This window comes from Aequorivita aurantiaca (genome assembly GCF_030410135.1).
GTDB lineage: Bacteria > Bacteroidota > Bacteroidia > Flavobacteriales > Flavobacteriaceae > Aequorivita > Aequorivita aurantiaca.
This window is the reverse complement of sequence record NZ_JAUGQQ010000011.1, coordinates 25,714-47,907: the sequence shown is the minus strand read 5'-3', so window position 1 is coordinate 47,907 and position 22,194 is coordinate 25,714. Positions and strand designations below refer to the sequence as shown.

Here is a 22,194-nt window from a genome sequence, read left to right as displayed (position 1 = left end):
GGGCGTAAACCTATTTATAAAATTTCAAAAAAACAATTTTTTTTTGAAAAACCATTGAACCCCATTTTTACTAAGCTTGTTTGATTATACTTCATTTTTGTGGCGGGCTTTCAACCACCTTTCAGGAATTTCCTGATTGCATGCACCCAAATATTCGCCATAAGTGCAAGGTAATAACGTTCGTCTTTTTAATTTATTATTAACATTTGAAATAAATGGCAAAAGAATCCACCATCGTTCTGTTTTTGTGCTCTTTTTAAATTCCAAAACTTCATCTTCAATAGGAACTTTATAGGTTGTGAAGAATTTTTCATTGTCAAAATCCTCATCTTCCACTCTAAAATTAAAACCTTCCACAAAATACCAAAATATCTGCGCCACGAGCATTGCGCCACTTTTACTTTCGAGGGAATCGCTAAGTTCGTAAACGCCGAAAGATTTTACTTTATTGCTAATTCCCGCATATCGGGCGATGGCACAAATTTCACGACCATCAAAACCATTGGGGCTTTCGCTGTTTTTATAACTTAATTCCGTATTTTTTATTGCGGCAACATCCAAGGTCACTAAATCAGCATCTCGCATTATTGGTTCTACAATGGAAATATCGGCGGCAATTTCACCCAATCGATATGCGTCAAAAAAAAGTTTATCCATCAAAGCTATTTCCTGCGGCGCATTGAAATAGGACTGGTATCCTAAAACACTATAATTAAAAAGATTATAGGGCTTATCCACAACCATTTTTCCAATATATGATTTGTTCGAAATTGGCAATTCCGCATTTCCGAGGTCAAACCGATTGTCAATATTAACCACATTTACCATTTCTCCAATGCCATCATAGGCCCGATATTGCGAATAGGCCAAATCCTGGCTGCCACCTAAAATTAGTGGGGTTATGTTTTTTTTAAGAAGCGCAGCTATAACTTCCTTAGCGGCAAAACGCGTGTCATCGGCAGAATTTCCTTTTTCAATATCGCCCAAATCCATTATTTCATAGTTCCAATTGCCGGGATAAAGAGAATAAAATGCTTTTCTGTAAGCATCAAAGGAAATTTCTCCACCCATAAAATTTACGTCGGCGCGATTCTCCTTTATTCCGAGAAGCGCAAATTTTACGTTTTTTAAATTTGGCAATTCTCCTTTTTTAGAATGGACTTCAATCTGTTTTCCCAAGGTTCCGGGAGGTAGGATTTCCCGGTGTGCCAATACTTTTTTCGAAACTGGCGATAAAAATTCTATCATTATTTTTTCTTGGCTGTGGCTTTTTTCTTGGTTGTTGCTTTCTTTTTGGCAGTAGTTTTTTTCTTCGGACTTTTCTTTTCGAGCAAATCTTTTGCCTCATCCAAAGTCATTTTATCGGCTTCGGTACCTTTGGGCAATTCAACCTTTGTTTTGCCTTTTATTAAATTGAAACGTCCCCAACGCGCTTTCTCGATCCGTATCTTTTCCTCGGGCCATTCATTTACCAATTTATCGATTTCCTTTTGCTTTTTGTCTTCGATAAGTTCTTTTACATCTTCTTTTGAAAGATTGTCGAAATCATACTTTTTGTTCACGTTGATGAACATATTGTTCCATTTTATAAATGGCCCAAACCGGCCTACACCTTTTTGAACGGGCAAATCCTCATACATATATATAGGGGCATCGGCTTTTTTCTTTTCCTCGATCAATTCCTTTGCGAAAGCCATATCGACTTCCAATGGATCCATTCCCTTTGGTAGCGAAATAAAGGTTTTTCCGAAGCGAACATACGGACCGAAACGCCCGTTGTTAACCTCCACTTCTTCGTTCTCAAAAACCCCCAAAGTCTTTGGAAGCTTGAAAAGATCCATCACTTCTTCAAAGGTAACCAAATGCAGTTGTTGGTCTGGACGCAGGCTGGCAAATTTTTTCTCTTCATCCTCGGGAGCACCAATTTGTGCCATGGGACCGTACTTTCCGAGGCGCACCAAAACAGTTTTTCCGGTTTCGGGATCTTCGCCTAGAATACGTTCACCACTTTCGCGTTCCGCATTTTCCTCTACATGTTCAACGCGTGGGTGGAATTTTCCGTAGAAATCCTTCATCATCTTCGTCCATTCTTCTTTTCCTTCGGCAATGTCGTCAAAATCCTGTTCCACTTTTGCGGTGAAATTGTAATCCATTATATTTTCGAAATGCTCAACCAAAAAGTCATTCACAATCATTCCAATATCCGTTGGAACCAATTTTCCTTTGTCGGAGCCAACGGTTTCGGTCAAGGTTTTATCCTTAATATTTTCCTTTTGAAGTGTAAGCTGAAGATACTTTCGCTGCACACCATCAACGGTTCCCTTCTCAACATAATTTCTACTTATAATTGTAGAAATAGTCGGCGCATATGTGGAAGGGCGGCCAATCCCCAATTCTTCCAATTGTTTTACCAATGACGCTTCCGTATATCGGTACGGCGGACGGGTAAAACGTTCGGTGGCGGTGATATAGTTATTTTGAAGCGCGTCACCATTTTTCATATTCGGCAACATTCCCTCCTGTTCTTCTTCCTCAAAATCGGTTCCTTCAAGATACACTTTTAAGAATCCGTCAAACTTTATCATTTCCCCATTTGCGGTGAAATTTTCTGTAACCTTTTCCTTGGAAATAACATCAATTTTCACATTGGTGCGTTCCAATTGGGCATCGCTCATTTGGGAAGCCAATGTTCTTTTCCAAATTAAATCATACAAACGCGCTTGGTCGTGGTCGCCGGTTATTGTGTGCATTGCCATGTCCGTGGGGCGAATGGCCTCATGCGCTTCCTGAGCTCCCTTACTTTTTCCCTTGTAATCGCGAGGTTTGCTGTATTTGTTTCCATAGGAAGAAATGATTTCCTTTTGAGCCGCATTTTTTGCATCGTTGCTCAAATTTACGCTGTCGGTACGCATATAGGTTATTAATCCCGCCTCGTACAAACGCTGCGCAATTGTCATTGTTTTTCCCACTGAAAAATATAGCTTCCGAGCAGCTTCCTGTTGTAATGTTGAAGTAGTAAAAGGCGCCGCCGGACTTTTACTGGCAGGCTTTTTAGTTAAATCTGAAATCTTATAATTGGCGCCCACATTTCTTCGAAGGAACTCGCGCGCTTCCTCTTCCGTATCAAAATTCTTTGGAAGTTTCGCCTTGAATTTACTGCCATCCAGGGTTGTAAATTCCGCATCAATTCGGTAAGAACCCACTGCGGTAAACGCTTCAATTTCGCGCTCGCGTTCCACAATCAATCGCACGGCTACGGATTGTACGCGGCCTGCGGAAAGTCCGCCTTTCACTTTTTTCCAAAGAACGGGAGAGAGTTCATAACCCACCAAACGGTCCAGAACACGGCGCGCTTGCTGCGCATTTACTAAATTATAATCTATCTGCCGCGGATTGTCAATAGCTTTTAAAATAGCCGTTTTTGTAATCTCGTGAAAAACAATTCGCTTCGTTTTGTTTTTGTCTAGCTTTAATTCTTCGGCCAAGTGCCAAGCAATAGCCTCCCCCTCTCGATCCTCATCACTCGCCAACCAAACCATATCTGCATTTTTGGAAAGACTTTTCAATTCAGCTACTAATTTCTTTTTATCGCTGCTCACTATATATTTAGGTGTAAAATCCCCTTCCACGTCCACGCCCAATTCCTTGGACGGAAGATCTGCAATGTGTCCAAAACTGGAGGAAACCTTGAATTCTTTCCCAAGAAATTTTTCAATGGTTTTTGCTTTTGCCGGGGACTCCACTATCACTAAATTTTTTGCCATATACATAATTGTTATGCGTACAAAAGTATATGAATTTTTTAATACGAATGATTACGGGTGTGAAATTTGAAAAATGTGGCACTCCTTCCAAACCGAAATACACGAATGTTTTTAAAAAATTAATCTCGAATTCAGAATGAATTATATGATACCGAAATATATTTCCAAAAAGAAATCTGACACTTTGACAGCGAAAACAAATAATTGTATCTTTGCCGGTTCAATGTTTAGGATAACAAATTTGCATTGAGGCTTGATTTTTTATGGGAAAGATAATTGACGAAAATACGCAAGGTACCACATTAACGCTGGAGGCAATTGAAGGTAATTCACGAAAGCTTTATATTGAAAGTTACGGCTGCGCCATGAATTTCAGCGATAGTGAAATAGTGGCTTCCATTCTTGCGGACCAAGGTTATAATACTACGAATTTGTTGGAAGAAGCCGATTTGGTTTTAGTGAACACCTGTTCCATTCGCGATAAAGCTGAACAAACCGTAAGAAAACGTCTGGAAAAATACAATGCGGTAAAGCGAGTAAACCCAAAAATGAAAGTTGGGGTTTTGGGTTGTATGGCGGAACGTTTGAAAGAAAAATTTCTCGAAGAAGAAAAAATTGTCGATTTGGTAGTTGGGCCAGATGCGTATAAAGACATTCCGAATTTGCTGAAAGAAGTTGAAGAGGGCCGCGATGCCGTGAACGTTATTCTTTCAAAAGAAGAAACGTATGGCGATATTTCACCAGTTCGTTTGGGCGGCAATGGAATTACGGCTTTCGTGAGCATTACCCGCGGCTGCGATAACATGTGCACATTTTGTGTTGTACCTTTTACCCGAGGCCGCGAACGCAGCCGTGATCCGCAGAGTATTTTGCGCGAAGTAGATGATTTGGCCGAAAGAGGTTACAAAGAAATAACGCTGCTCGGTCAAAATGTGGACAGTTATTTATGGTACGGCGGCGGACTGAAAAAAGGTTTCAAAAACGCTTCGGAAATGCAACAGGCTACCGCAACTGATTTTGCGCAATTGCTAGATTTGGTTGCAACGGCCCATCCAAAAATGCGCATTCGCTTTTCAACCAGCAATCCGCAGGATATGCACGAGGAAGTGTTGCACATTGTGGCAAAACACGAAAATATCTGCAACCACATCCATCTTCCCGTACAAAGTGGAAGTACTCGTATTTTAAAGAAAATGAACCGCCAGCACACCCGCGAGGAATATATGAAGTTGATTGACAGAATTTGGGAAATTATTCCCGGTTGTTCCATTTCGCAGGACATGATTATTGGTTTTCCCACGGAAACTGAGGATGACCACAAAGAAACGATGAGCTTAATGGAATATGTGAAGTATGAATTTGGCTATATGTATAAATATTCGGAAAGGCCTGGAACAATGGCTGCCAGAAAATATGAAGACGATGTGCCGGAAGAAACGAAAAGCCGAAGATTGACTGAAATTGTTGATCTTCAACAAAAACACAGTGCCATTCGCACTGCGGAATTTTTAGGGAAAACTGTCATAGTTTTAATTGAAAAAGAATCGAAAAAAAATAAAGACGAATGGAGCGGAAGAACGGAACACAACAACGTTGCCGTTTTTCCGAAGGAAAACTATAAAGCAGGCGATTTCGTAAAAGTGAAAATAACCGATTGTACTACTGCTACCTTGATTGGTGAGGCGGTGGGAACAGCCCCCTAACCCACAAAGGGGGGACTGGGCTGAGAAAAAAATCAAAAAACTTTAAAAATGAAAGTGATTATTATAATTTCTATTTCTTTAACTCACACGAATTCCCCCTTTGGGGGTTAGGGGGCTTATGGAAAGCATACAAGCAACAAAACAACGTTTCGGAATAATTGGCAACGACCCAAAACTGAACCGCGCCGTGGAAAAAGCAATACAGGTTGCACCTACGGATATTTCGGTATTGGTTACGGGCGAAAGTGGCGTGGGAAAAGAGAGTATTCCAAAAATAATCCATTCGCTTTCCCACCGGAAACACGGAAAATATATTGCCGTAAACTGTGGCGCAATTCCCGAGGGAACTATTGACAGCGAACTTTTCGGTCACGAAAAAGGTTCTTTTACGGGCGCGACCGCAACCCGAAGTGGTTATTTTGAAGTAGCCGATGGCGGCACTATTTTCTTGGATGAAGTGGGTGAATTGCCTCTTCCAACCCAAGTTCGATTACTTCGTGTTTTGGAAAATGGCGAATTTTTAAAAGTAGGTTCTTCCGTAGCCCAAAAAACCGATGTTCGCATTGTAGCGGCAACAAACGTAAAAATGGTTGATGCCATTGAAAAAGGGAAATTCCGTGAGGACCTTTATTATCGCTTAAGCACTGTAGAAATCAACCTTCCCCCACTTCGCGAAAGACAAGAAGATATACATTTGCTCTTCCGGAAATTCGCAGCAGATTTTGCCCAGAAATACAAAATGCCCACCATCCGATTAACGGATCAAGCCACAGATTTGCTTTTGCAATACCGCTGGAGCGGCAATGTACGTCAGTTGAGAAATGTCGCAGAACAGATTTCGGTTTTGGAACAAAATCGTGATATTTCCTATGAAACGTTGAAACATTATTTACCGGATATGGGCGGCAATCTTCCGGCAATTGTGAATGCTAAAAAAGCCGAGAGCGATTTCAGTAGCGAACGCGAGATTCTTTACAAAGTGCTTTTTGATATGAAGCGAGATGTAAACGATCTTAAAAAACTTACGTTGGAGCTTATGAAAACCGGCAATAACGCGAAAGTAAAGGAAGAACAGTCATCGCTTATCAATAAAATTTATTCCGATGAAAGTGAGACGGAGGAAGCTTTGGCATCAATAATTGAAGATGGCAACAATGGATCGGAAAGCAATGTGGAGGTTTTTAGCATTCCCGAGCACACCACCGACCAGCGAAAGGCCAAATATGAATATGCCGAGGAAATTGAAGAAGAGGAAAATCTGTCGCTTCAGCAAAAAGAATTGGAACTCATTAAAAAATCCTTAGAAAAATACAACGGTAAACGTAAGGATGCGGCTGATGAGCTGGGAATTTCCGAAAGAACTCTTTACAGGAAAATAAAGCAGTACGATTTATAAGTTTAGGGGTAATTCATTTCGGAACTTCGAATTTGGTATTTATGGATTAGGATTTAAACGTAATTTAAGCAAATGATAAAGTTTTTTTCATTTATATTTTTGATAACTATTGCAATTCAGTTGCAGGGCTGCGGACCGTATTCTTTTACTGGCGCAGATATCAATTATAACACCACAAGAACGGTTCAGGTTAATTATTTTCAAAACAATGCCCCTATTGTGGAACCCGGAATTGCACGCGATTTTACCCAAAAATTGCAGGATTTGTTGCTGAACCAAACCAGTCTGGACTTGGTAAACAATAATGGCGATTTGGTTTATGAAGGAGAAATAACACAATATTATATTGCACCCATTACCGCAACAGCCAACAGTACAGCTGCCCAGAATAGGCTAACCATAAGCATCAACGTACGCTTTTTTAACACTAAAGACCCTTTGAAGGATTTTGAGCAGCCCTTCAGTTTTTATTATGATTATCCTGGCGCAACACAGTTAACAGGCTCAAAACTTGACGCCGCTGTGGATTTTATTTTTGAGCGCATTACCCAAGATATTTTTAACAAATCGCTCGCAAATTGGTAGTATTTTGAATCTTTCCAACTTTACATATTTACTCGCCAATCCGCAGAAGATAACTTCGGAAGATTTAGATGCGTTGCAATTGGTCATAAAAAAATATCCTTATTTCCAAAGTGCACGTGCGCTTCAACTTAAAGGGTTGAAAAATCAGGAAAGCTTTCTCTACAATGACGCTTTAAAGTTGGCCGCCGCCCACACTACGGATCGCGATATTCTTTTTGAATATATCACTTCGGATAAATTTATTCAGAATGAAATTTCGCAAACCATCCTGCAGCATGATGCTTCGGTGGAGGAAATAAAGGTAATTTCAGAAAACATTTCAGAACAGATAAGTATTGAGCTGGATAGGCAATTAAAAGCCGAAAGACAAAAAGCTGAGAATATTTTAAATCCGGAACTTTTTCAAAGAAAGGTTGAATCCGTTCAAAATCTGGCTTCCGAAAAAGTGGAAAAGCCAAAGGAAATCCTGCACCCGGATAAGCCATTGGAATTCACGAAAAGCGACACCCATTCCTTTGCGGAATGGCTGAAATTGACAAAGGCAAAGCCCATTGAACGTTCCGCAAAATTTTCAGAAGAAGTAGAAAAACCTGAGTCCGATAGTGATGAAAAAGACCGAAAATTTCAGCTAATTGATAAATTTATTCAGGAAAAACCTAAAATTACACCGGTCGAAATTGCAAAGAAAGAAGTAAAGGAAGAAAAAATAATTACATCCAAATCATTCCCGCAATCCACAGATTCACTGATGACAGAGACTTTGGCGAAAGTGTATCTGCAACAAAAGAACTACAAAAAAGCAATTCAGGCATATAAAATTTTAATTTTGAAAAATCCCGAAAAAAGTGGTTTCTTTGCAGACCAAATTCGGGCAATAGAAAAACTGATTAACACAGAACAACAATGAGTACGTTTACAATATTTTTAGTTTTAATAATGATAGTGGCCTTTTTACTGGTCGTAGTTATAATGGTTCAAAACCCAAAAGGTGGCGGACTTTCTTCGTCATTTGGCGGAGGGGGTGGCGCACAGATTGGCGGCGTTCAAAAAACAGGAGACTTCTTGGATAAAAGTACGTGGACGCTAGCAACCATTATGTTGGCACTAATTTTATTCTCCAACGTATTTATTATGGGAGGCAGTAGCTTACAGTCTAAAACTTTTGACGAAAGCGCGGTTCCCGCGGTTCCGACTACCCAAACTCCCGCACCAGCGGCAACCGATACAACTAACTAATATTTATACACAATATTTTAAATGCCAGCTCTGACAAGCTGGCATTTTTATTTTGTAATATGTCAGTTTAAGGGCAGTGGCACAATTTCTGCCAATTAGCAAACAAAGATTTTAAACCTAAGTTTAACAACTAAAAAATAAATTGAAATGGCATTAAAAATTCAACCACTTGCCGATCGCGTTTTGGTACAGCCACAAGAGGCCGAAACTAAAACTGCGTCCGGAATTTACATTCCCGATTCTGCAAAAGAAAAACCACAACAAGGCAAAGTAGTTGCCGTTGGAAAAGGTAGAGAAGACCACAAAATGACCGTAAAAGTTGGCGATACCGTTCTTTACGGAAAATACTCCGGCAGCGAACTAAAGTTTGATGGTAAAGACTACCTCATCATGCGCGAGGATGATATTTTAGCCATCATCTAATTTTTCAAAAAATTCCACTTAAATTATAGTTTAACCACAGCTTATAGCATACAGCTTAAAGCTTAAAGCAATTAAAAAAATGGCAAAAGATATAAAATTTGATGTAGATGCCCGCGACAGTATTAAGCGCGGCGTTGATGCATTGGCGAACGCAGTTAAAGTAACCTTAGGTCCTAAGGGACGTAACGTAATTATCAGCAAATCCTTCGGAGCACCACAGGTTACAAAGGATGGTGTTACCGTTGCAAAAGAAATTGAACTGCAGGACCCACTTGAAAATATGGGTGCTCAGATGGTAAAGGAAGTTGCTTCAAAAACCAACGACCTTGCCGGTGATGGTACAACAACTGCGACAGTTCTTGCGCAAGCAATCGTAAAAGAAGGTTTAAAAAACGTTGCCGCCGGTGCAAACCCTATGGATCTGAAACGCGGAATCGACAAAGCGGTTGAAGCTATTGTTGAAAACCTTGAAAAGCAAACAACCAAAGTCGGAAATTCTTCCGAAATGATAAAGCAAGTTGCTTCCATTTCCGCAAATAACGACGATGTAATTGGTAATTTGATTGCCAAGGCTTTCGGAAAAGTTGGCAAAGAAGGTGTTATCACTGTTGAAGAAGCCAAAGGAACTGAAACCTACGTTGACGTTGTTGAAGGCATGCAATTCGACCGCGGTTACCTTTCTCCGTATTTCGTAACTGATACTGAAAAAATGCAAACCGAGTTGGAAAACCCAATGGTATTGCTTTACGACAAGAAAATTTCATCAATGAAAGATTTAATGCCCGTGCTTGAGCCAGTGGCGCAGCAAGGCAAATCTTTATTGATTATTGCAGAAGATGTGGATGGCGAAGCTTTGGCTACTTTGGTGGTTAACAAACTTCGCGGTTCGTTGAAAATTGCGGCTGTAAAAGCGCCAGGTTTTGGTGACAGAAGAAAAGCAATGTTAGAAGACATCGCAGTGTTGACCGGAGGAACCGTGATTGCTGAAGAGCGAGGTTTCACTTTGGAAAATGCCACTATTGAAATGCTTGGTTCCGCCGAAACAGTTACCATTGATAAGGACAATACAACTATCGTAAACGGTGCCGGTAAAAAAGATGAAATTAAGGGCCGTGTAAACCAAATAAAGGCTCAGATAGAAACCACAACTAGCGATTATGACAAAGAAAAACTGCAGGAGCGTTTGGCCAAATTGGCCGGAGGTGTTGCCGTTCTTTACGTTGGCGCCGCTTCGGAAGTGGAAATGAAAGAGAAGAAAGACAGAGTTGATGATGCCCTTCACGCAACCCGCGCGGCTGTGGAAGAAGGTATTGTTGCCGGTGGTGGTGTAGCTTTGGTGCGCGCCATTGAAGTACTTAAAAAACTTACTACCGAGACGCTGGATGAAGCAACCGGTATAAATATCGTAGCTAAGGCAATTGAATCTCCGCTTCGCACTATTGTTGAAAACGCCGGTGGCGAAGGTTCCGTGGTGATCAATAAAGTTTTGGAAGGCAAGAAAAACTATGGTTATGATGCCAAATCTGATACATACGTTGATATGCTAAAAGCCGGAATTATCGATCCTAAAAAAGTAACCCGAATTGCACTTGAAAATGCCGCTTCGGTTGCGGGAATGATTCTTACTACCGAATGTGCTTTAGTAGACATTAAAGAAGAAAATGCCGGTGGCGGAATGCCAGGCGGCATGGGCGGCGGAATGCCCGGAATGATGTAATTCGAAATTGATTAATAGTTAAAAACCTAACAGATCTTCCGGATCGGTTAGGTTTTTTTATTTAATAGCGTTGCTGAAAATTGTGATGTGATGCCACCCCGATTATATCCAAGCCAAAGACTTACTTCCGGGTTAAAAACTGAATTATGGATATAACCAATAATATGAAAAGAATTGCAGGAAATAGAATCAAATCTATACGGATATTATTCCCCGAAGCGTTATCCAAACTATCCGAGTAATACAGATAAAGTTCATATATAGCAAAAGCAATAAATGCAATTAGGGTAATATATTGCAAAGTGGTTAATTTCATTTTCATGAATTCTATTGAAGAGAATTTTTTAAAATGTTACCTCAACCTCTTTCAATTCCCCATTTCTATCAATAGTTACTTTTGCACTTTGTCCCTTTTCGAATTTTGAAAGACTCTTCATATAGCTCATCATATCGGTAACTTCGTGTTCGCCCATTTTCACAACTATATCCCCTTTTTGAAGGCCCGCCTTTTGTGCAGGACGGTCTTCACTGATGCCATCAATTCGCATTCCCTTTCCGCTGAAAAGATAATCGGGCACAACCCCTAAAGTCACTTTAAAATCCGGAACCACTTCGCTTTCATTTTTTGTTTTTCGGAAAGGAAGTTTTGGTTGGTTATCCAAATCCTTAATGATGCTGAAAATATAATTTGAAACCAATTCCATACCTTCAAAATTCACCTTTTCGGTATCGTCGCTCGGTTTGTGGTAATCTTCGTGCTGCCCCGTGAAAAAATGCAACACCGGAATATCAGCCAAATAAAAGGAAGTGTGATCGCTCGGGCCAACGCCGCTTTCGTTTTCTACTATGTTTAGTTCTCCTGCATTTGCATTTACAGTTTGTTTCAAAATTGGGGATGTTCCCACGCCATAAACCGCCAAAGTCTTTTCAGAATTTAGTCTCCCCACCATATCCATATTCAGCATATAGCTTACTTTTTTGGTATCAATAGTGGGATTCTTTACGAAATAATTTGAACCCAGCAACCCTTCTTCTTCCCCCGAAAAAGCAATAAAGAGGTAGTTATTTTTCTTCGGCGACTCCTTCTTTTGAAGTGAATCGGCCAAATGAAGCAACATCGCCACCCCGCTCGCATTATCGTCGGCGCCATTGTGTATCGCATCGCCTTCGCGATACAGGGAACCTTCGCCCCCCATTCCCAAATGGTCGTAATGTGCGCCGATTACTACCGTGTTTTCAGCATTATTATCAAGATATGCGATTACATTTTCCGCAGTTTCGGTGCTGTCGTTTTTCTCTGAAGTAAATTCTGCTTCCTGATGCGGATTTTTACTGGCCTTAAAAGAAAATTTCTGAAAAAATCCATCGGTTCCTTTCGGCTTCAAACCAATAGACGCAAAACGTTTCGCAATATAATCGGCAGCTTTTCTTTCGCCAGCCGAACCGGTTTTTCTTCCTTTTAAACTATCGTTTGCCAAAACGGAAACATCTTCCTTCATTGTTACCGTTTCAACCTTTGTTTCTTTACATGAAAAAACAAGCATTGCCAGAAATAGCAGTAAAATTGTACGCATATCGTTACTTTTGTTCAAAAGTACATTAAAAATGAAAATAATCTATACGGCCATTATTATCATCCTATTTGCAAGTTGTAAAAATGAAGTGAAAAAAGACGACTCCTCGGCTCCGCTCGGAGACCAAATTGAAAAAACGACGACCGCATTTCTCGATCCGCAAACAAACGATACCTTAATTTATCCCGAAGAAAAACATTTCAAAAACATCCGCCAAGTTACTTTTGGAGGCGATAACGCCGAAGCGTATTGGAGTTTTGACGACAGCAAACTCATCTTCCAAAGCAACAATAAAAATTGGGGCGTCAACTGCGATCAAATGTTTTTAATGAATGCCGACGAAACTTTTATGGACAAGCAACCGCCAATGATTAGCACCGGAAAGGGCCGAACAACTTGCAGTTATTTTCTACCGGACGGAAAGCATATCGTGTACGGAAGCACCCATTTAAAAGACGAAAACTGCCCCGAAGTTCCGTTGAAAAAAGAGGGAAAATACGTTTGGCCCGTTTATGACAGTTTTGATATTTTCGTTGCTGATTTGGAGGGAAATATCACTGCACAGTTAACGAATGAGCCAGGCTACGATGCCGAGGCAACCGTTTCGCCAAAGGGTGATAAAATAGTTTTCACCTCAATCCGCAGTGGCGATTTGGAACTTTACACCATGGACCTTGACGGGGAAAACGTAAAGCAGATTACAGATGAATTGGGATACGACGGTGGGGCATTCTTTTCACCCGACGGCAGTAAACTTATTTTCCGTGCTTCCCGACCAAAAACGGAAGCAGCCATAAAGGAATATAAAGAGTTGCTCGCCCAAGGTTTGGTGCAACCCACAGAAATGGAACTTTTTATTTGCAATGCGGACGGAAGCGAACTTCGGCAATTGACGCATTTGGGAAATGCCAATTGGGCGCCCTTCTTCCACCCTTCCGGGGAAAAAATTCTGTTTTCAAGCAATTTTGAGGCGGAACGAGGATTTCCTTTCAATCTGTATTTAATTGATATTGACGGAAAAAATCTGGAAAGGGTGACCTTTAGTGAAGGTTTTGATGCCTTTCCGGTGTTCTCAAATGATGGAAAAAAATTGGCTTTCTCATCAAATCGGAATAATGGCGGCGGACGTGACACCAATTTGTTCATTGCCGAATGGCAAGATTAAACGATTGAAGATTTTTGATTGAAGATTGTAGATTTTTGATTTAATTTTTGAATAGTTGTTTTGATTTTCATTAAACTATATAAAATTCCGCTTCTTTTTGCAATACTTTCCATCGCATTTTATATCAGTTTTGGGTATGATTTAGAGCGGAGTGATTTTATAAAACTCATTTCGCTTTACGCTTCACTTTTTTTTATAGCCTATCTTCTTATTGAAAAATTTAAATTGAATTTTTGGTTTTTGGCGGGCTTTGGAATTTTGTTTCGATTCATATTTATTGCCGCCATCCCCAATCTTTCCCAGGATTTTTATCGGTTTTTGTGGGATGGACGATTGATGTTGCAAGGCATTAGCCCGTATCTGTTTACGCCCAACTTTTCTCCGAATGCAGTGGAACAATCCAAGATTTTGATTGAAGGAATGGGCGCGCTCAATGCCAGTCATTTCAGCAATTATCCCCCAATTAATCAGTTGTTTTTTGCGGTTGCGGCATTGTTTGCTGGGAAAAGTATTTTGGGTTCGGTGATTGTTTTACGCATGCTGATTATTATGGCAGACGTTGGAATTCTCTATTTTGGAAAGAAAATATTGGAAAAATTGAATCTTCCAATTAAAAATATTTTTTGGTTTTTTCTGAATCCGTTTATAATTATTGAACTCACGGGAAACCTACATTTTGAAGGCGTGATGCTTTTCTTTTTTGTTTGGGCGTTGTATTTAGTTTTTAACGGAAAATGGTTTTGGGCGGCGGTATTGATTGGAATATCAGTTTCGGTGAAATTGATCCCGTTTTTGTTTTTGCCAATATTTTTGAAATGGTTTTCGAAAACAGATAAGTCCTCACAGGTTTTAAAAACCTGTGAGGTCCCGTTTCAAAAATTACTTAGTTTCTATAGTATTATTGGATTAACTGTCTTAATCATTTTTCTACCTTTTCTTTCTTCGGAATTTATACAGCACTTTTCTTCAACCATCGCACTTTGGTTTCAGAATTTTGAGTTTAATGCGAGTGTTTATTATGTAATTCGGTGGATCGGATTTCAAATTGTTGGGTGGAATATTATTGAATCTGTCGGGAAAATTCTTCCTGTTTTAGTTTTTCTTTTCGTGATGGGAATTGCTTTCCTCAGAAAAAATAATACACCACAGCAATTGCTTAATGCGATGCTTTTCGCCATTTCATTTTATTTCTTGCTTTCAACAACTGTTCATCCGTGGTATGCGGCCACGCCGCTTTTGCTATCGGTTTTCACAAAATATAAATTCCCGATTGTGTGGAGTTTTGTTGTGATGCTCAGTTATTCAGCCTATGGAAAAGATGGTTTTGATGAAAATCTTTGGCTGGTGGCTTTGGAATATACTTTGGTTATTGGGTTTGCGATTTGGGAAATAGTCTTCAACCAAAAAATAAAACCTACAAGGTTTTTGAACCTTGCAGGTTGGTAAGATTATAAATCTGCGGAATTATTCCTATTTTTTCACCCGTTCCAATCTGTAAAAATCCTTTCTTCTATCCTTTAAATTTCGAACTGCCCCAAAGGTGTGTAATTCTCTTAAAAGGTCAATATCGACATCGGCAACTAAAATCATTTCGGTATTTGGGGTTGCTTCCGCTTTTATTCCATTGCTGGGAAAAGAAAAGTCGCAGGGCGTAAACACAGCGCTTTGTGCATATTGAATATCCATGTTATGTACTTTTGGCAAATTGCCTACGCTACCGGCAATGGCAACATAGCACTCATTTTCCACCGCTCGGGCTTGGGAACAAAGACGTACGCGGGAATAGCCATTTTGGGTATCGGTTAAAAAAGGCACAAAAAGTATGTCCATTCCCTCATCCGAAAGCAAACGGGAAAGCTCTGGAAATTCGGAATCGTAACAAATTAAAACACCTATTTTTCCACAGTCGGTATCAAAAGTTTTTAGCGAATTACCGTTCACCATTCCCCAAACTTTTGCTTCGTCGGGGGTTACGTGCAACTTTTCATAGCGCTCTACACTTCCGTCGCGACGGCACAGATACCCAACGTTATAAAGTTTACCGCGTACCATTTCGGGCATACTTCCAGTAATTATGTTGATATTATACGAAATGGAAAGTTGGGACATTTTTTCCGTAATTTCCTTTGTGTGCTTCGCCAATTCACGAATTGCGTCCGGCTCACTCATATGGTTATATTCCGCCATTAGCGGGGCATTGAAAAATTCGGGAAACATCGCAAAATCACAGCGATAGCCGGCGACGCTATCCACAAAATATTCCGCTTGATGCATCAAGTCCTCCATCCCTTTATAACTGCGCATCTGCCATTGAATCAGCCCGAGGCGAACTACACTTTTCACTGCCGAAGGCTTGGGTTTTTTGATGGGTTTGGTATAATAAATATTGTCCCATTCCATCAAAACCGCAAACTCGCCGGAAGCTTTATCACCTTCCAAATAACCCTTTAACACTCGCACCGGATGAAAATCATTTGATATTTGAAAGTTTAAAACGGGGTCGTCAATTTGTTTGCGCTTTACTTTTTCAATGTATTGTTTGGGTGAGATTTTATCGGCGTGCAAATGGTAATTTGGCATTCTTCCACCAAAGATGATACTTTTCAAATTGAGATTTTCACAGAGTTCCTTTCTGTAATCATACAGTCTTCTTCCCAAACGAAGCCCACGGAAATCGGGGCGGATGAAAACATCAATTCCGTAGAGCACGTCGCCCTCGGGGTCGTGAATGCTGAATGTGGGATCGTCGGTAATATCTTTATACGTATGCTGATCCTCTATCTCATCAAAATCTACAATAATGGAAAGGGCGCAACCGGCAATTTCGCCATCGGCCATTATAACTACTTGGCCTTCGGGAAAAATATCAATTAAATTTCCAATTTCATTTATTTTCCAATAGCTATTCGGCAGACCTCCATATGATTGAATGGTAGCTTCCTTTAACGCCTCGTAATTTTTCAGCGTCAAAAATTTAAGTTCTATATTTTCAATCTTTTGGTGTTCCATTATATTTTATTTAAACATGCGCCTGTCAAAAGGAAATTCAACAATTTCCACGACTTTAATTTTTTTGATTTCGGAATGATTTGGGTTAATTAAATAATTGAAGTCCCCTTTCACCACGGCCGAAGGAACTTTTAACACACAAGCCCGTTTATTATCAATAAATACATCGCCAATTTTGCGTGTGAATGATTTTGGCGGATGGACATTCCAGTCGGCTTTGAGTTCCTTCAACAATAATTCCTCAATTTCTAAAGTGTCAGGAAAATTTAATTCCACCATCATATAATCTTCCGGCAAATCCTCAAGGGATAAGTGAACGAGAACCTCTGCCATTGCCAGCGCCCTGCTTTGCGCGCTGTATACCATTTCCATTCCTTTTGAATTCCACCGGTTCCCAAATTTAGCAGCTCCTTTACCGCTTAAATCATCGGCATATATTTTCCGCGACAGCCTAAAGACCCGCATTATGCAAAAATACCGTGCTCAATACGGCCTAACTCTGCCATTACCAATTCCTTTCCATAGGAATTTTTTAATAGTTCCGCAGGTTTCAAACCGCCCAAAGCAAATGAGGAAGCATTGATCCAGCGGTAAAATTTCTCGGACGAACCAAAAACTGAAATACCAAAATTAGTTACCTCGGCCAACTCAATTATTTTTTCGGAATGGATGGGCTTAAAATAAAAGTTGTTCTCATCGCGATAACGCTGAAGCGTTTTTTGGGAAAGGTCTAAATATTCGGCCCAATCTATATCTGAAAACGGAGTGAATTTTTTAATTTGATCAAAAATTTTATACGGCAAACCTCGGCGAATAGCTTTGATGATCAACATTTTATCATCGAAAAATTCTGAAAACGAAAACCCTTTGGATATGCTTTCAATATCTTTGATGTAAATGCTTAAAGATTCGTTGACTTCACCGAGGGCAAAATTTTGTTCTTCATAACTCATAACTTCATATAAAAATGTCTTCAAATTTAAGACATTTGTCTATAGAAGCCAAATTTTTTCCTATTTTTCTACATATCGAGCAGATATGCGAAAATTAGGGGCGCGACGATTGTGGCATCACTTTCGATGATGAATTTTGGCGTATCTATATCCAGTTTTCCCCAGGTAATTTTCTCATTTGGAACCGCTCCGGAATAACTTCCGAAACTTGTAGTTGAATCACTAATTTGGCAGAAATAGCTCCAAAATGGAGTTTCGGGGCGTTCCATGTCTTGATAAAGCATGGGCACTACGCAAATGGGAAAATCGCCTGCAATACCTCCCCCAATTTGGAAAAAGCCGATTCCATTCTTGGAATTTTCAGTGTACCAATCCGCTAAAAAAGTCATATATTCAATTCCGCTTTTCATGGTAGAAGCCTTCAATTCGCCTTTTAATACATAGCTGGCGAAGATATTGCCCATGGTACTGTCTTCCCATCCGGGGCAAATTATTGGCAGATTTTTTTCCGCGGCAGCGTACATCCACGAATCCTTTAAATCAATTTCGTAGTGTTCTTCCATGACCCCGCTTAACAGCAATTTATACATATATTCATGCGGAAGGTAGCGTTCGCCTTTTGCTTCTGCGTCTTTCCAAAGTTTTACGATGTGTTTTTGTATTCTTCGGAAGGCTTCTTCCTCTGGAATACAGGTATCTGTCACACGATTCATTCCTCTTTCAAGCAAATCCCATTCGTCTTGTGGCGTTAAATCGCGATAGTTCGGTACACGTTCGTAATGGCTATGGGCCACTAAATTCATAATATCTTCTTCAAGGTTTGCGCCCGTACATGAAATAATTTGAACTTTATCTTGACGGATCATTTCGGCAAAAATCTTTCCCAATTCTGCAGTACTCATAGCACCGGCAAGGGAAACGAGCATTTTTGAACCTTTGTTCAATTGTGCTTCATAACCTTTGGCGGCATCTACCAATGCGGCGGCGTTAAAGTGTAAATAATATTTTTCAATAAATTGGGAAATGGATCCTTTGCTAGTACTCATCTTCTTCTGTGTTTAATTTTGAATTTGATTTTTTGCCGCCTTCAAGTGGGGCGGAAAGGTTGAAATTGCTCTCGTATTCGTCATCTTCGTCGGTGCCCGCAAATTTATAGGTAAGCATTTTATAATATAATTTTGCAGCAACAAAATCTGATGCCCTTTCATCTTTATTCGGGCAAAGCTCAACAATATCAAAGCCCACCACGTTTTTCTCGTCGAATACTTGCTTTAGGAAATCGAGGGTTTCATACCAAAAAAGTCCCCCCGGCTCTGGCGTTCCAGTTGATGGCAAAATGGATGGGTCCAATGCATCCAAATCAAAGGTGATAAAAACATTGTCGCCCAATGCCTCGATAACTTTGTCCATCCAGTATTCGTCCTTGGCCATATCGTGCGCGAAAAATACCTTTTCCTCATCCATTACGCGGGTTTCGGCAATATCCATGCTACGTATGCCAACTTGTACCAGATTTGTTGTTTGGCTGGCTTCATAGACGGCACAGGCATGATTACAGGTAGAGCCGTGAAAATCCTTTCGCAAATCTGCGTGGGCGTCTATATGCAACACGGTTAAGTTATCAAAACACTCATTAAATGCGCGAATGCTACCAATGGAAATACTGTGCTCGCCACCAAAAAGAGTCACGAATTTATTACGCTTTATATAATCCTTCGTGACTTTGTGAACTTCGGAAACAACTGCTTCCGGCGAAGATTTCTCTGTTATTGCGTCAGCGAGAAATACTCCTTGTTTGTAAACCTCTGTTTGGGTTTCAATGTCATAGAGTTCCATATTTTCCGATGCGTCCAAAAATGCCTCGGGTCCTTTGTCGGCCCCTTTTTGCCAGGTGCTCGTTCCATCGTAAGGAACGGGGATCAATACAATTTTTGATGTTTCAAGGGCCGCATATTTTTGCGGGATTCCGGCGTACGTCTTAATGCTCATAACCTAAAATGTTTAGCAATTGCTCACTTGTTTGTTGTTCTGAAAATAGTTTGGTTTTTATGGTATTGTTTTTATCTCGGTCAATCAATATATGTTTGGGTGATGGAATTAAACAGTGCTGCAGACCTCCAAAACCACCAATAGTTTCCTGGTATGCCCCCGTATTGAAGAATCCAATATACAACGGTTTGTCCTTTCGAAACTTGGGCAGATAGATGGCTGCCATATTTTGTTCGCTATTATAATAATCATCACTATCACAGGTCAATCCTCCCAAAAGCACTCTTTCATATTCATCATTCCATCGATTAATGGCTAACATGATAAACCTTTTGCTAATAGCCCAAGTATCCGGCAAGGTTGTAATAAAGGAGGAATTTATCATATTCCACTTTTCACGGTCGTTCTGTTGTTTTTGATAAAGAATTTCATAAATGGCGCCACCACTTTCGCCAACGGTGAAGCTTCCAAATTCAGTAAAAATGTTTGGCACCGGCACCTCCGCCTCGGCGCAGGTAATGTTTATTTGGTTCAATATTTCATTGACCATATATTGATAATCATACTCAAACGCCAAAGAATTTTTGATGGGAAAACCACCGCCAATATTTAGACTATCCAATGACGGACATATTTTTTTTAAGCGTACATATACTTTTAAACATTTCACCAATTCGTTCCAATAATATGCCGTATCGCGAATGCCGGTGTTTATGAAGAAATGCAGCATTTTTAAATCTACACGTTCGTTGTTTTTAATCTGCTCTTCATAAAAAGGAATTATGTTTTTATAGCCAATTCCCAATCTCGAGGTGTAAAATTCGAATTTTGGCTCTTCTTCCGAAGCGATCCGAATGCCTACGTTGAAATGATTCTCGATACTATCTGAGAGCAGTTCTATTTCTTCGTAATTATCTATTATAGGAATACAGTTTTCATGCCCGTCATTTATCAGTCGCGCAATATTTTCAATATAGCGTTCGCGCTTAAAACCGTTACAGATTACATAGGTTTTATCGGAAACCTTGCCTGTTTTTTTTAACCTTTCAACAATATCAATATCAAAGGCAGAAGATGTTTCTATATGTATGTCATTCTTCATGGCCTCATCCAAAACGTGTTTGAAATGCGAGCTTTTCGTGCAGTAGCAATAATTATAGCTGCCCTTGTAATTGTTTTTTTCAATTGCTTCGGCAAACCACTTTTTAGCGAGATTAATGTTTTCTGAAATTTTTGGCAGGTAAGTAAATTTGAGTGGCGCGCCGTATTGTTCTACCAACGCCATTAAATCTACTCCATGAAATTCCAATCCATTATCGCCCAATTGAAATTCTTCCTGTGGAAAGTAATAGGTCTGATTAATTAAATCTATGTATTTGGTGTTCATTCTCGTGTTTTCGTTGAAAGATGTAAATTAAATAATCCTGTTGCCCAATCCCTGAAAAAAAGGGAGTATAACAAAAAATTAACTCGACGATTAAATGTGAATAGGCCTAAAGTTTATGGTTGAACTTTTGCCCATAGGCGGCAACGGAGCGATGCGCTGAAGTAAAAATGCGTTGTTCATTTAGAATATTTGCTTTTGAATTTTTCAAAAACCAACCATTTTAATGTATGTCATATTTGTTTTCAATACAAAAGTGCCAAAAAATTTCCAATAATTACCAATATCACTGGATTTTTCACTTTAACTTATATCATACTGAAAAGATTGAGCTCTTTTTCAGTTAGCGCACGCCAGCGCCCGCGCGGTAAATCCTTTTTGGTCAAGGGACCCAAGGTTACACAATCCACCCGAACCACATCATATCCCAAATGTTCAAAAATGGTGCGAATAATACTGTTTCCGGTATGCTTAATTTTTAAACCTATTTCACTTTTAGGGGAATTGTCCACATAACTTATTTCCTCCACGGTTATCTCTTTTCCTTCAACAGTGAAACCTTCCTTTATTTTTTTAAGATGTTCGGACTTTAGGTTTTTGTCTAGTTCAATGTGAAATAATCGGGTAATTCCCTTTTTTGTGAATTTTTGCACAAATTCATCATCATTCGTAAAAAGCAGCAATCCTGTGGCATTCCTTCCCAAACGGCCAAAGGGTTTTATTTTTGCCGTAGTGGCATTGGCAACTAAATCCATAACCGTCATTCCCTTGGCATTGCTGTCTGTTGTGGCGAAACCTTTAGGTTTGTTCAGCAAAATATAGGTGTTTGGTTCAGGGTTCAGCCGGCGACCGTCAAAGCGAACGTCATCAGTCAATTTGACTTTATAACCCATCTCGTTGATGATTTTTCCATTTACGGTTATCAAGCCTGTCGCGATGTAAGTATCTGCTTCCCTTCTCGAGCAAACGCCACTGTTGGCAATGTATTTATTTAAACGAACCCCATCTTCCGGATTGCTCTTTTTCACTTCTTTTACCGGTTTTTCCCGGCGACCGATTTCTTTCCCGTTTTTGTCAAATTTCAATTTCGGTTTTGCTGGATCCTGTTGCCTTCCGGTGGCCTTCTTCGAAGGTTCGGATTTTAGTGGGGCATTTCCGCGAGCCATACTTTTCTTGCGCGCATTTTTCCCTGGCTTGTTCGAACTTCTTCCTTGGTCAAAATTATCTTGAGTGCTCATCAGCTATTTTTGAGCAAAGGTAATGAAATAAAGTAGGTAGTTATGGTACAACGTTTTC

Annotated in this window: 19 protein-coding genes; 9 read left to right on the top strand and 10 right to left on the bottom strand. The window is 39.9% G+C overall.

Translation table 11 applies throughout. The annotated features are described in order from the left end of the window. Positions 1 to 84: 84 nt before the first annotated feature. Positions 85 to 1,248, bottom strand: a complete 1,164-nt coding sequence (locus tag QRD02_RS12720) for a formimidoylglutamase (protein WP_290255335.1) — start codon at positions 1,246 to 1,248, stop codon at positions 85 to 87. Continuing rightward, entirely contained in the window at positions 1,248 to 3,764 is a 2,517-nt protein-coding gene (topA, locus tag QRD02_RS12715; protein ID WP_290255334.1) for a type I DNA topoisomerase, read from the bottom strand. Before topA ends, QRD02_RS12720 begins: the two co-directional genes overlap by 1 nt. Before the next feature lie 263 nt (positions 3,765 to 4,027). Between topA and miaB the strand changes: the two genes are divergently transcribed. From miaB to groL, 7 genes are all read left to right on the top strand, one after another. Further along, a complete protein-coding gene (miaB, locus tag QRD02_RS12710; protein ID WP_290255333.1) occupies positions 4,028 to 5,467 on the top strand; it encodes a tRNA (N6-isopentenyl adenosine(37)-C2)-methylthiotransferase MiaB in 1,440 nt (479 codons plus the stop codon). A gap of 118 nt (positions 5,468 to 5,585) precedes the next feature. Next, positions 5,586 to 6,863, top strand: coding sequence for a sigma-54 interaction domain-containing protein (locus tag QRD02_RS12705; RefSeq protein ID WP_290255332.1), 1,278 nt, complete (start codon positions 5,586 to 5,588; stop codon positions 6,861 to 6,863). Between the two features lie 72 nt (positions 6,864 to 6,935). Further along, on the top strand, positions 6,936 to 7,448 hold the full coding sequence (locus QRD02_RS12700; protein ID WP_290255331.1) for an LptE family protein: 513 nt from the start codon (positions 6,936 to 6,938) through the stop codon (positions 7,446 to 7,448). Positions 7,449 to 7,452: 4 nt separating this feature from the next. Then, positions 7,453 to 8,355, top strand: a complete 903-nt coding sequence (locus QRD02_RS12695) for a DUF8458 domain-containing protein (RefSeq protein WP_290255330.1) — start codon at positions 7,453 to 7,455, stop codon at positions 8,353 to 8,355. Continuing rightward, positions 8,352 to 8,684, top strand: coding sequence for a preprotein translocase subunit SecG (gene secG / locus QRD02_RS12690; RefSeq protein WP_290255329.1), 333 nt, complete (start codon positions 8,352 to 8,354; stop codon positions 8,682 to 8,684). The genes QRD02_RS12695 and secG overlap by 4 nt, the downstream gene beginning before the upstream one ends. 147 nt (positions 8,685 to 8,831) lie before the next feature. Beyond that, complete coding sequence (locus QRD02_RS12685; RefSeq protein WP_290255328.1) at positions 8,832 to 9,107, top strand: co-chaperone GroES; 276 nt, start codon at positions 8,832 to 8,834, stop codon at positions 9,105 to 9,107. Positions 9,108 to 9,186: 79 nt separating this feature from the next. Beyond that, positions 9,187 to 10,824, top strand: a complete 1,638-nt coding sequence (gene groL / locus QRD02_RS12680) for a chaperonin GroEL (protein WP_290255327.1) — start codon at positions 9,187 to 9,189, stop codon at positions 10,822 to 10,824. 344 nt (positions 10,825 to 11,168) lie between these two features. On the opposite strand, the gene QRD02_RS12675 is transcribed toward groL, so the two are convergent. Beyond that, positions 11,169 to 12,398 carry a M20/M25/M40 family metallo-hydrolase gene (locus tag QRD02_RS12675; protein WP_290255326.1) on the bottom strand — a complete coding sequence of 410 codons (1,230 nt, stop codon included), beginning with the start codon at positions 12,396 to 12,398 and terminating at the stop codon, positions 11,169 to 11,171. Between the two features lie 31 nt (positions 12,399 to 12,429). Between QRD02_RS12675 and QRD02_RS12670 the strand changes: the two genes are divergently transcribed. Beyond that, positions 12,430 to 13,563, top strand: coding sequence for a TolB family protein (locus QRD02_RS12670; RefSeq protein WP_290255325.1), 1,134 nt, complete (start codon positions 12,430 to 12,432; stop codon positions 13,561 to 13,563). A gap of 60 nt (positions 13,564 to 13,623) precedes the next feature. Then, on the top strand, positions 13,624 to 15,009 hold the full coding sequence (locus QRD02_RS12665; protein ID WP_290255324.1) for an MptA/MptB family glycosyltransferase: 1,386 nt from the start codon (positions 13,624 to 13,626) through the stop codon (positions 15,007 to 15,009). 24 nt (positions 15,010 to 15,033) lie between these two features. Here QRD02_RS12665 and QRD02_RS12660 read toward each other — a convergent pair whose 3' ends face one another. The 7 genes from QRD02_RS12660 to QRD02_RS12630 all read right to left on the bottom strand — a co-directional run bounded on the left by QRD02_RS12660 (position 15,034) and on the right by QRD02_RS12630 (position 22,136). Then, positions 15,034 to 16,572: a bifunctional GNAT family N-acetyltransferase/carbon-nitrogen hydrolase family protein gene (locus tag QRD02_RS12660; RefSeq protein WP_290255323.1), complete on the bottom strand. Its 1,539-nt coding sequence runs from the start codon at positions 16,570 to 16,572 to the stop codon at positions 15,034 to 15,036. Between the two features lie 6 nt (positions 16,573 to 16,578). Continuing rightward, a complete protein-coding gene (locus QRD02_RS12655) occupies positions 16,579 to 17,037 on the bottom strand; it encodes an RES family NAD+ phosphorylase (RefSeq protein ID WP_290255322.1) in 459 nt (152 codons plus the stop codon). Beyond that, entirely contained in the window at positions 17,037 to 17,549 is a 513-nt protein-coding gene (locus tag QRD02_RS12650; RefSeq protein ID WP_290255321.1) for an Xre family toxin-antitoxin system antitoxin, read from the bottom strand. The genes QRD02_RS12655 and QRD02_RS12650 overlap by 1 nt, the downstream gene beginning before the upstream one ends. Before the next feature lie 44 nt (positions 17,550 to 17,593). Continuing rightward, positions 17,594 to 18,571 (bottom strand): deoxyhypusine synthase family protein, encoded by a 978-nt coding sequence (locus QRD02_RS12645; protein ID WP_290255320.1) that lies wholly within the window; start codon positions 18,569 to 18,571, stop codon positions 17,594 to 17,596. Next, complete coding sequence (gene speB / locus QRD02_RS12640; protein ID WP_290255319.1) at positions 18,561 to 19,514, bottom strand: agmatinase; 954 nt, start codon at positions 19,512 to 19,514, stop codon at positions 18,561 to 18,563. The genes QRD02_RS12645 and speB overlap by 11 nt, the downstream gene beginning before the upstream one ends. Further along, positions 19,504 to 20,901 (bottom strand): arginine decarboxylase, encoded by a 1,398-nt coding sequence (locus QRD02_RS12635; RefSeq protein WP_290255318.1) that lies wholly within the window; start codon positions 20,899 to 20,901, stop codon positions 19,504 to 19,506. Before QRD02_RS12635 ends, speB begins: the two co-directional genes overlap by 11 nt. Before the next feature lie 305 nt (positions 20,902 to 21,206). Next, positions 21,207 to 22,136, bottom strand: a complete 930-nt coding sequence (locus QRD02_RS12630) for a pseudouridine synthase (protein WP_290255317.1) — start codon at positions 22,134 to 22,136, stop codon at positions 21,207 to 21,209. Positions 22,137 to 22,194: the final 58 nt, after the last annotated feature.

Coding starts and splice junctions, on each gene's coding strand:
- QRD02_RS12635 (WP_290255318.1), bottom strand. CDS start 20,901: ATGAACACCAAATACATAGATTTAATTAATCAGACCTATTACTTTCCA.
- QRD02_RS12700 (WP_290255331.1), top strand. CDS start 6,936: ATGATAAAGTTTTTTTCATTTATATTTTTGATAACTATTGCAATTCAG.
- QRD02_RS12720 (WP_290255335.1), bottom strand. CDS start 1,248: ATGATAGAATTTTTATCGCCAGTTTCGAAAAAAGTATTGGCACACCGG.
- secG (WP_290255329.1), top strand. CDS start 8,352: ATGAGTACGTTTACAATATTTTTAGTTTTAATAATGATAGTGGCCTTT.
- QRD02_RS12685 (WP_290255328.1), top strand. CDS start 8,832: ATGGCATTAAAAATTCAACCACTTGCCGATCGCGTTTTGGTACAGCCA.
- QRD02_RS12660 (WP_290255323.1), bottom strand. CDS start 16,572: ATGGAACACCAAAAGATTGAAAATATAGAACTTAAATTTTTGACGCTG.
- QRD02_RS12705 (WP_290255332.1), top strand. CDS start 5,586: ATGGAAAGCATACAAGCAACAAAACAACGTTTCGGAATAATTGGCAAC.
- QRD02_RS12645 (WP_290255320.1), bottom strand. CDS start 18,571: ATGAGTACTAGCAAAGGATCCATTTCCCAATTTATTGAAAAATATTAT.
- speB (WP_290255319.1), bottom strand. CDS start 19,514: ATGAGCATTAAGACGTACGCCGGAATCCCGCAAAAATATGCGGCCCTT.
- QRD02_RS12655 (WP_290255322.1), bottom strand. CDS start 17,037: ATGCGGGTCTTTAGGCTGTCGCGGAAAATATATGCCGATGATTTAAGC.
- QRD02_RS12670 (WP_290255325.1), top strand. CDS start 12,430: ATGAAAATAATCTATACGGCCATTATTATCATCCTATTTGCAAGTTGT.
- topA (WP_290255334.1), bottom strand. CDS start 3,764: ATGGCAAAAAATTTAGTGATAGTGGAGTCCCCGGCAAAAGCAAAAACC.
- miaB (WP_290255333.1), top strand. CDS start 4,028: ATGGGAAAGATAATTGACGAAAATACGCAAGGTACCACATTAACGCTG.
- groL (WP_290255327.1), top strand. CDS start 9,187: ATGGCAAAAGATATAAAATTTGATGTAGATGCCCGCGACAGTATTAAG.
- QRD02_RS12630 (WP_290255317.1), bottom strand. CDS start 22,136: ATGAGCACTCAAGATAATTTTGACCAAGGAAGAAGTTCGAACAAGCCA.
- QRD02_RS12675 (WP_290255326.1), bottom strand. CDS start 12,398: ATGCGTACAATTTTACTGCTATTTCTGGCAATGCTTGTTTTTTCATGT.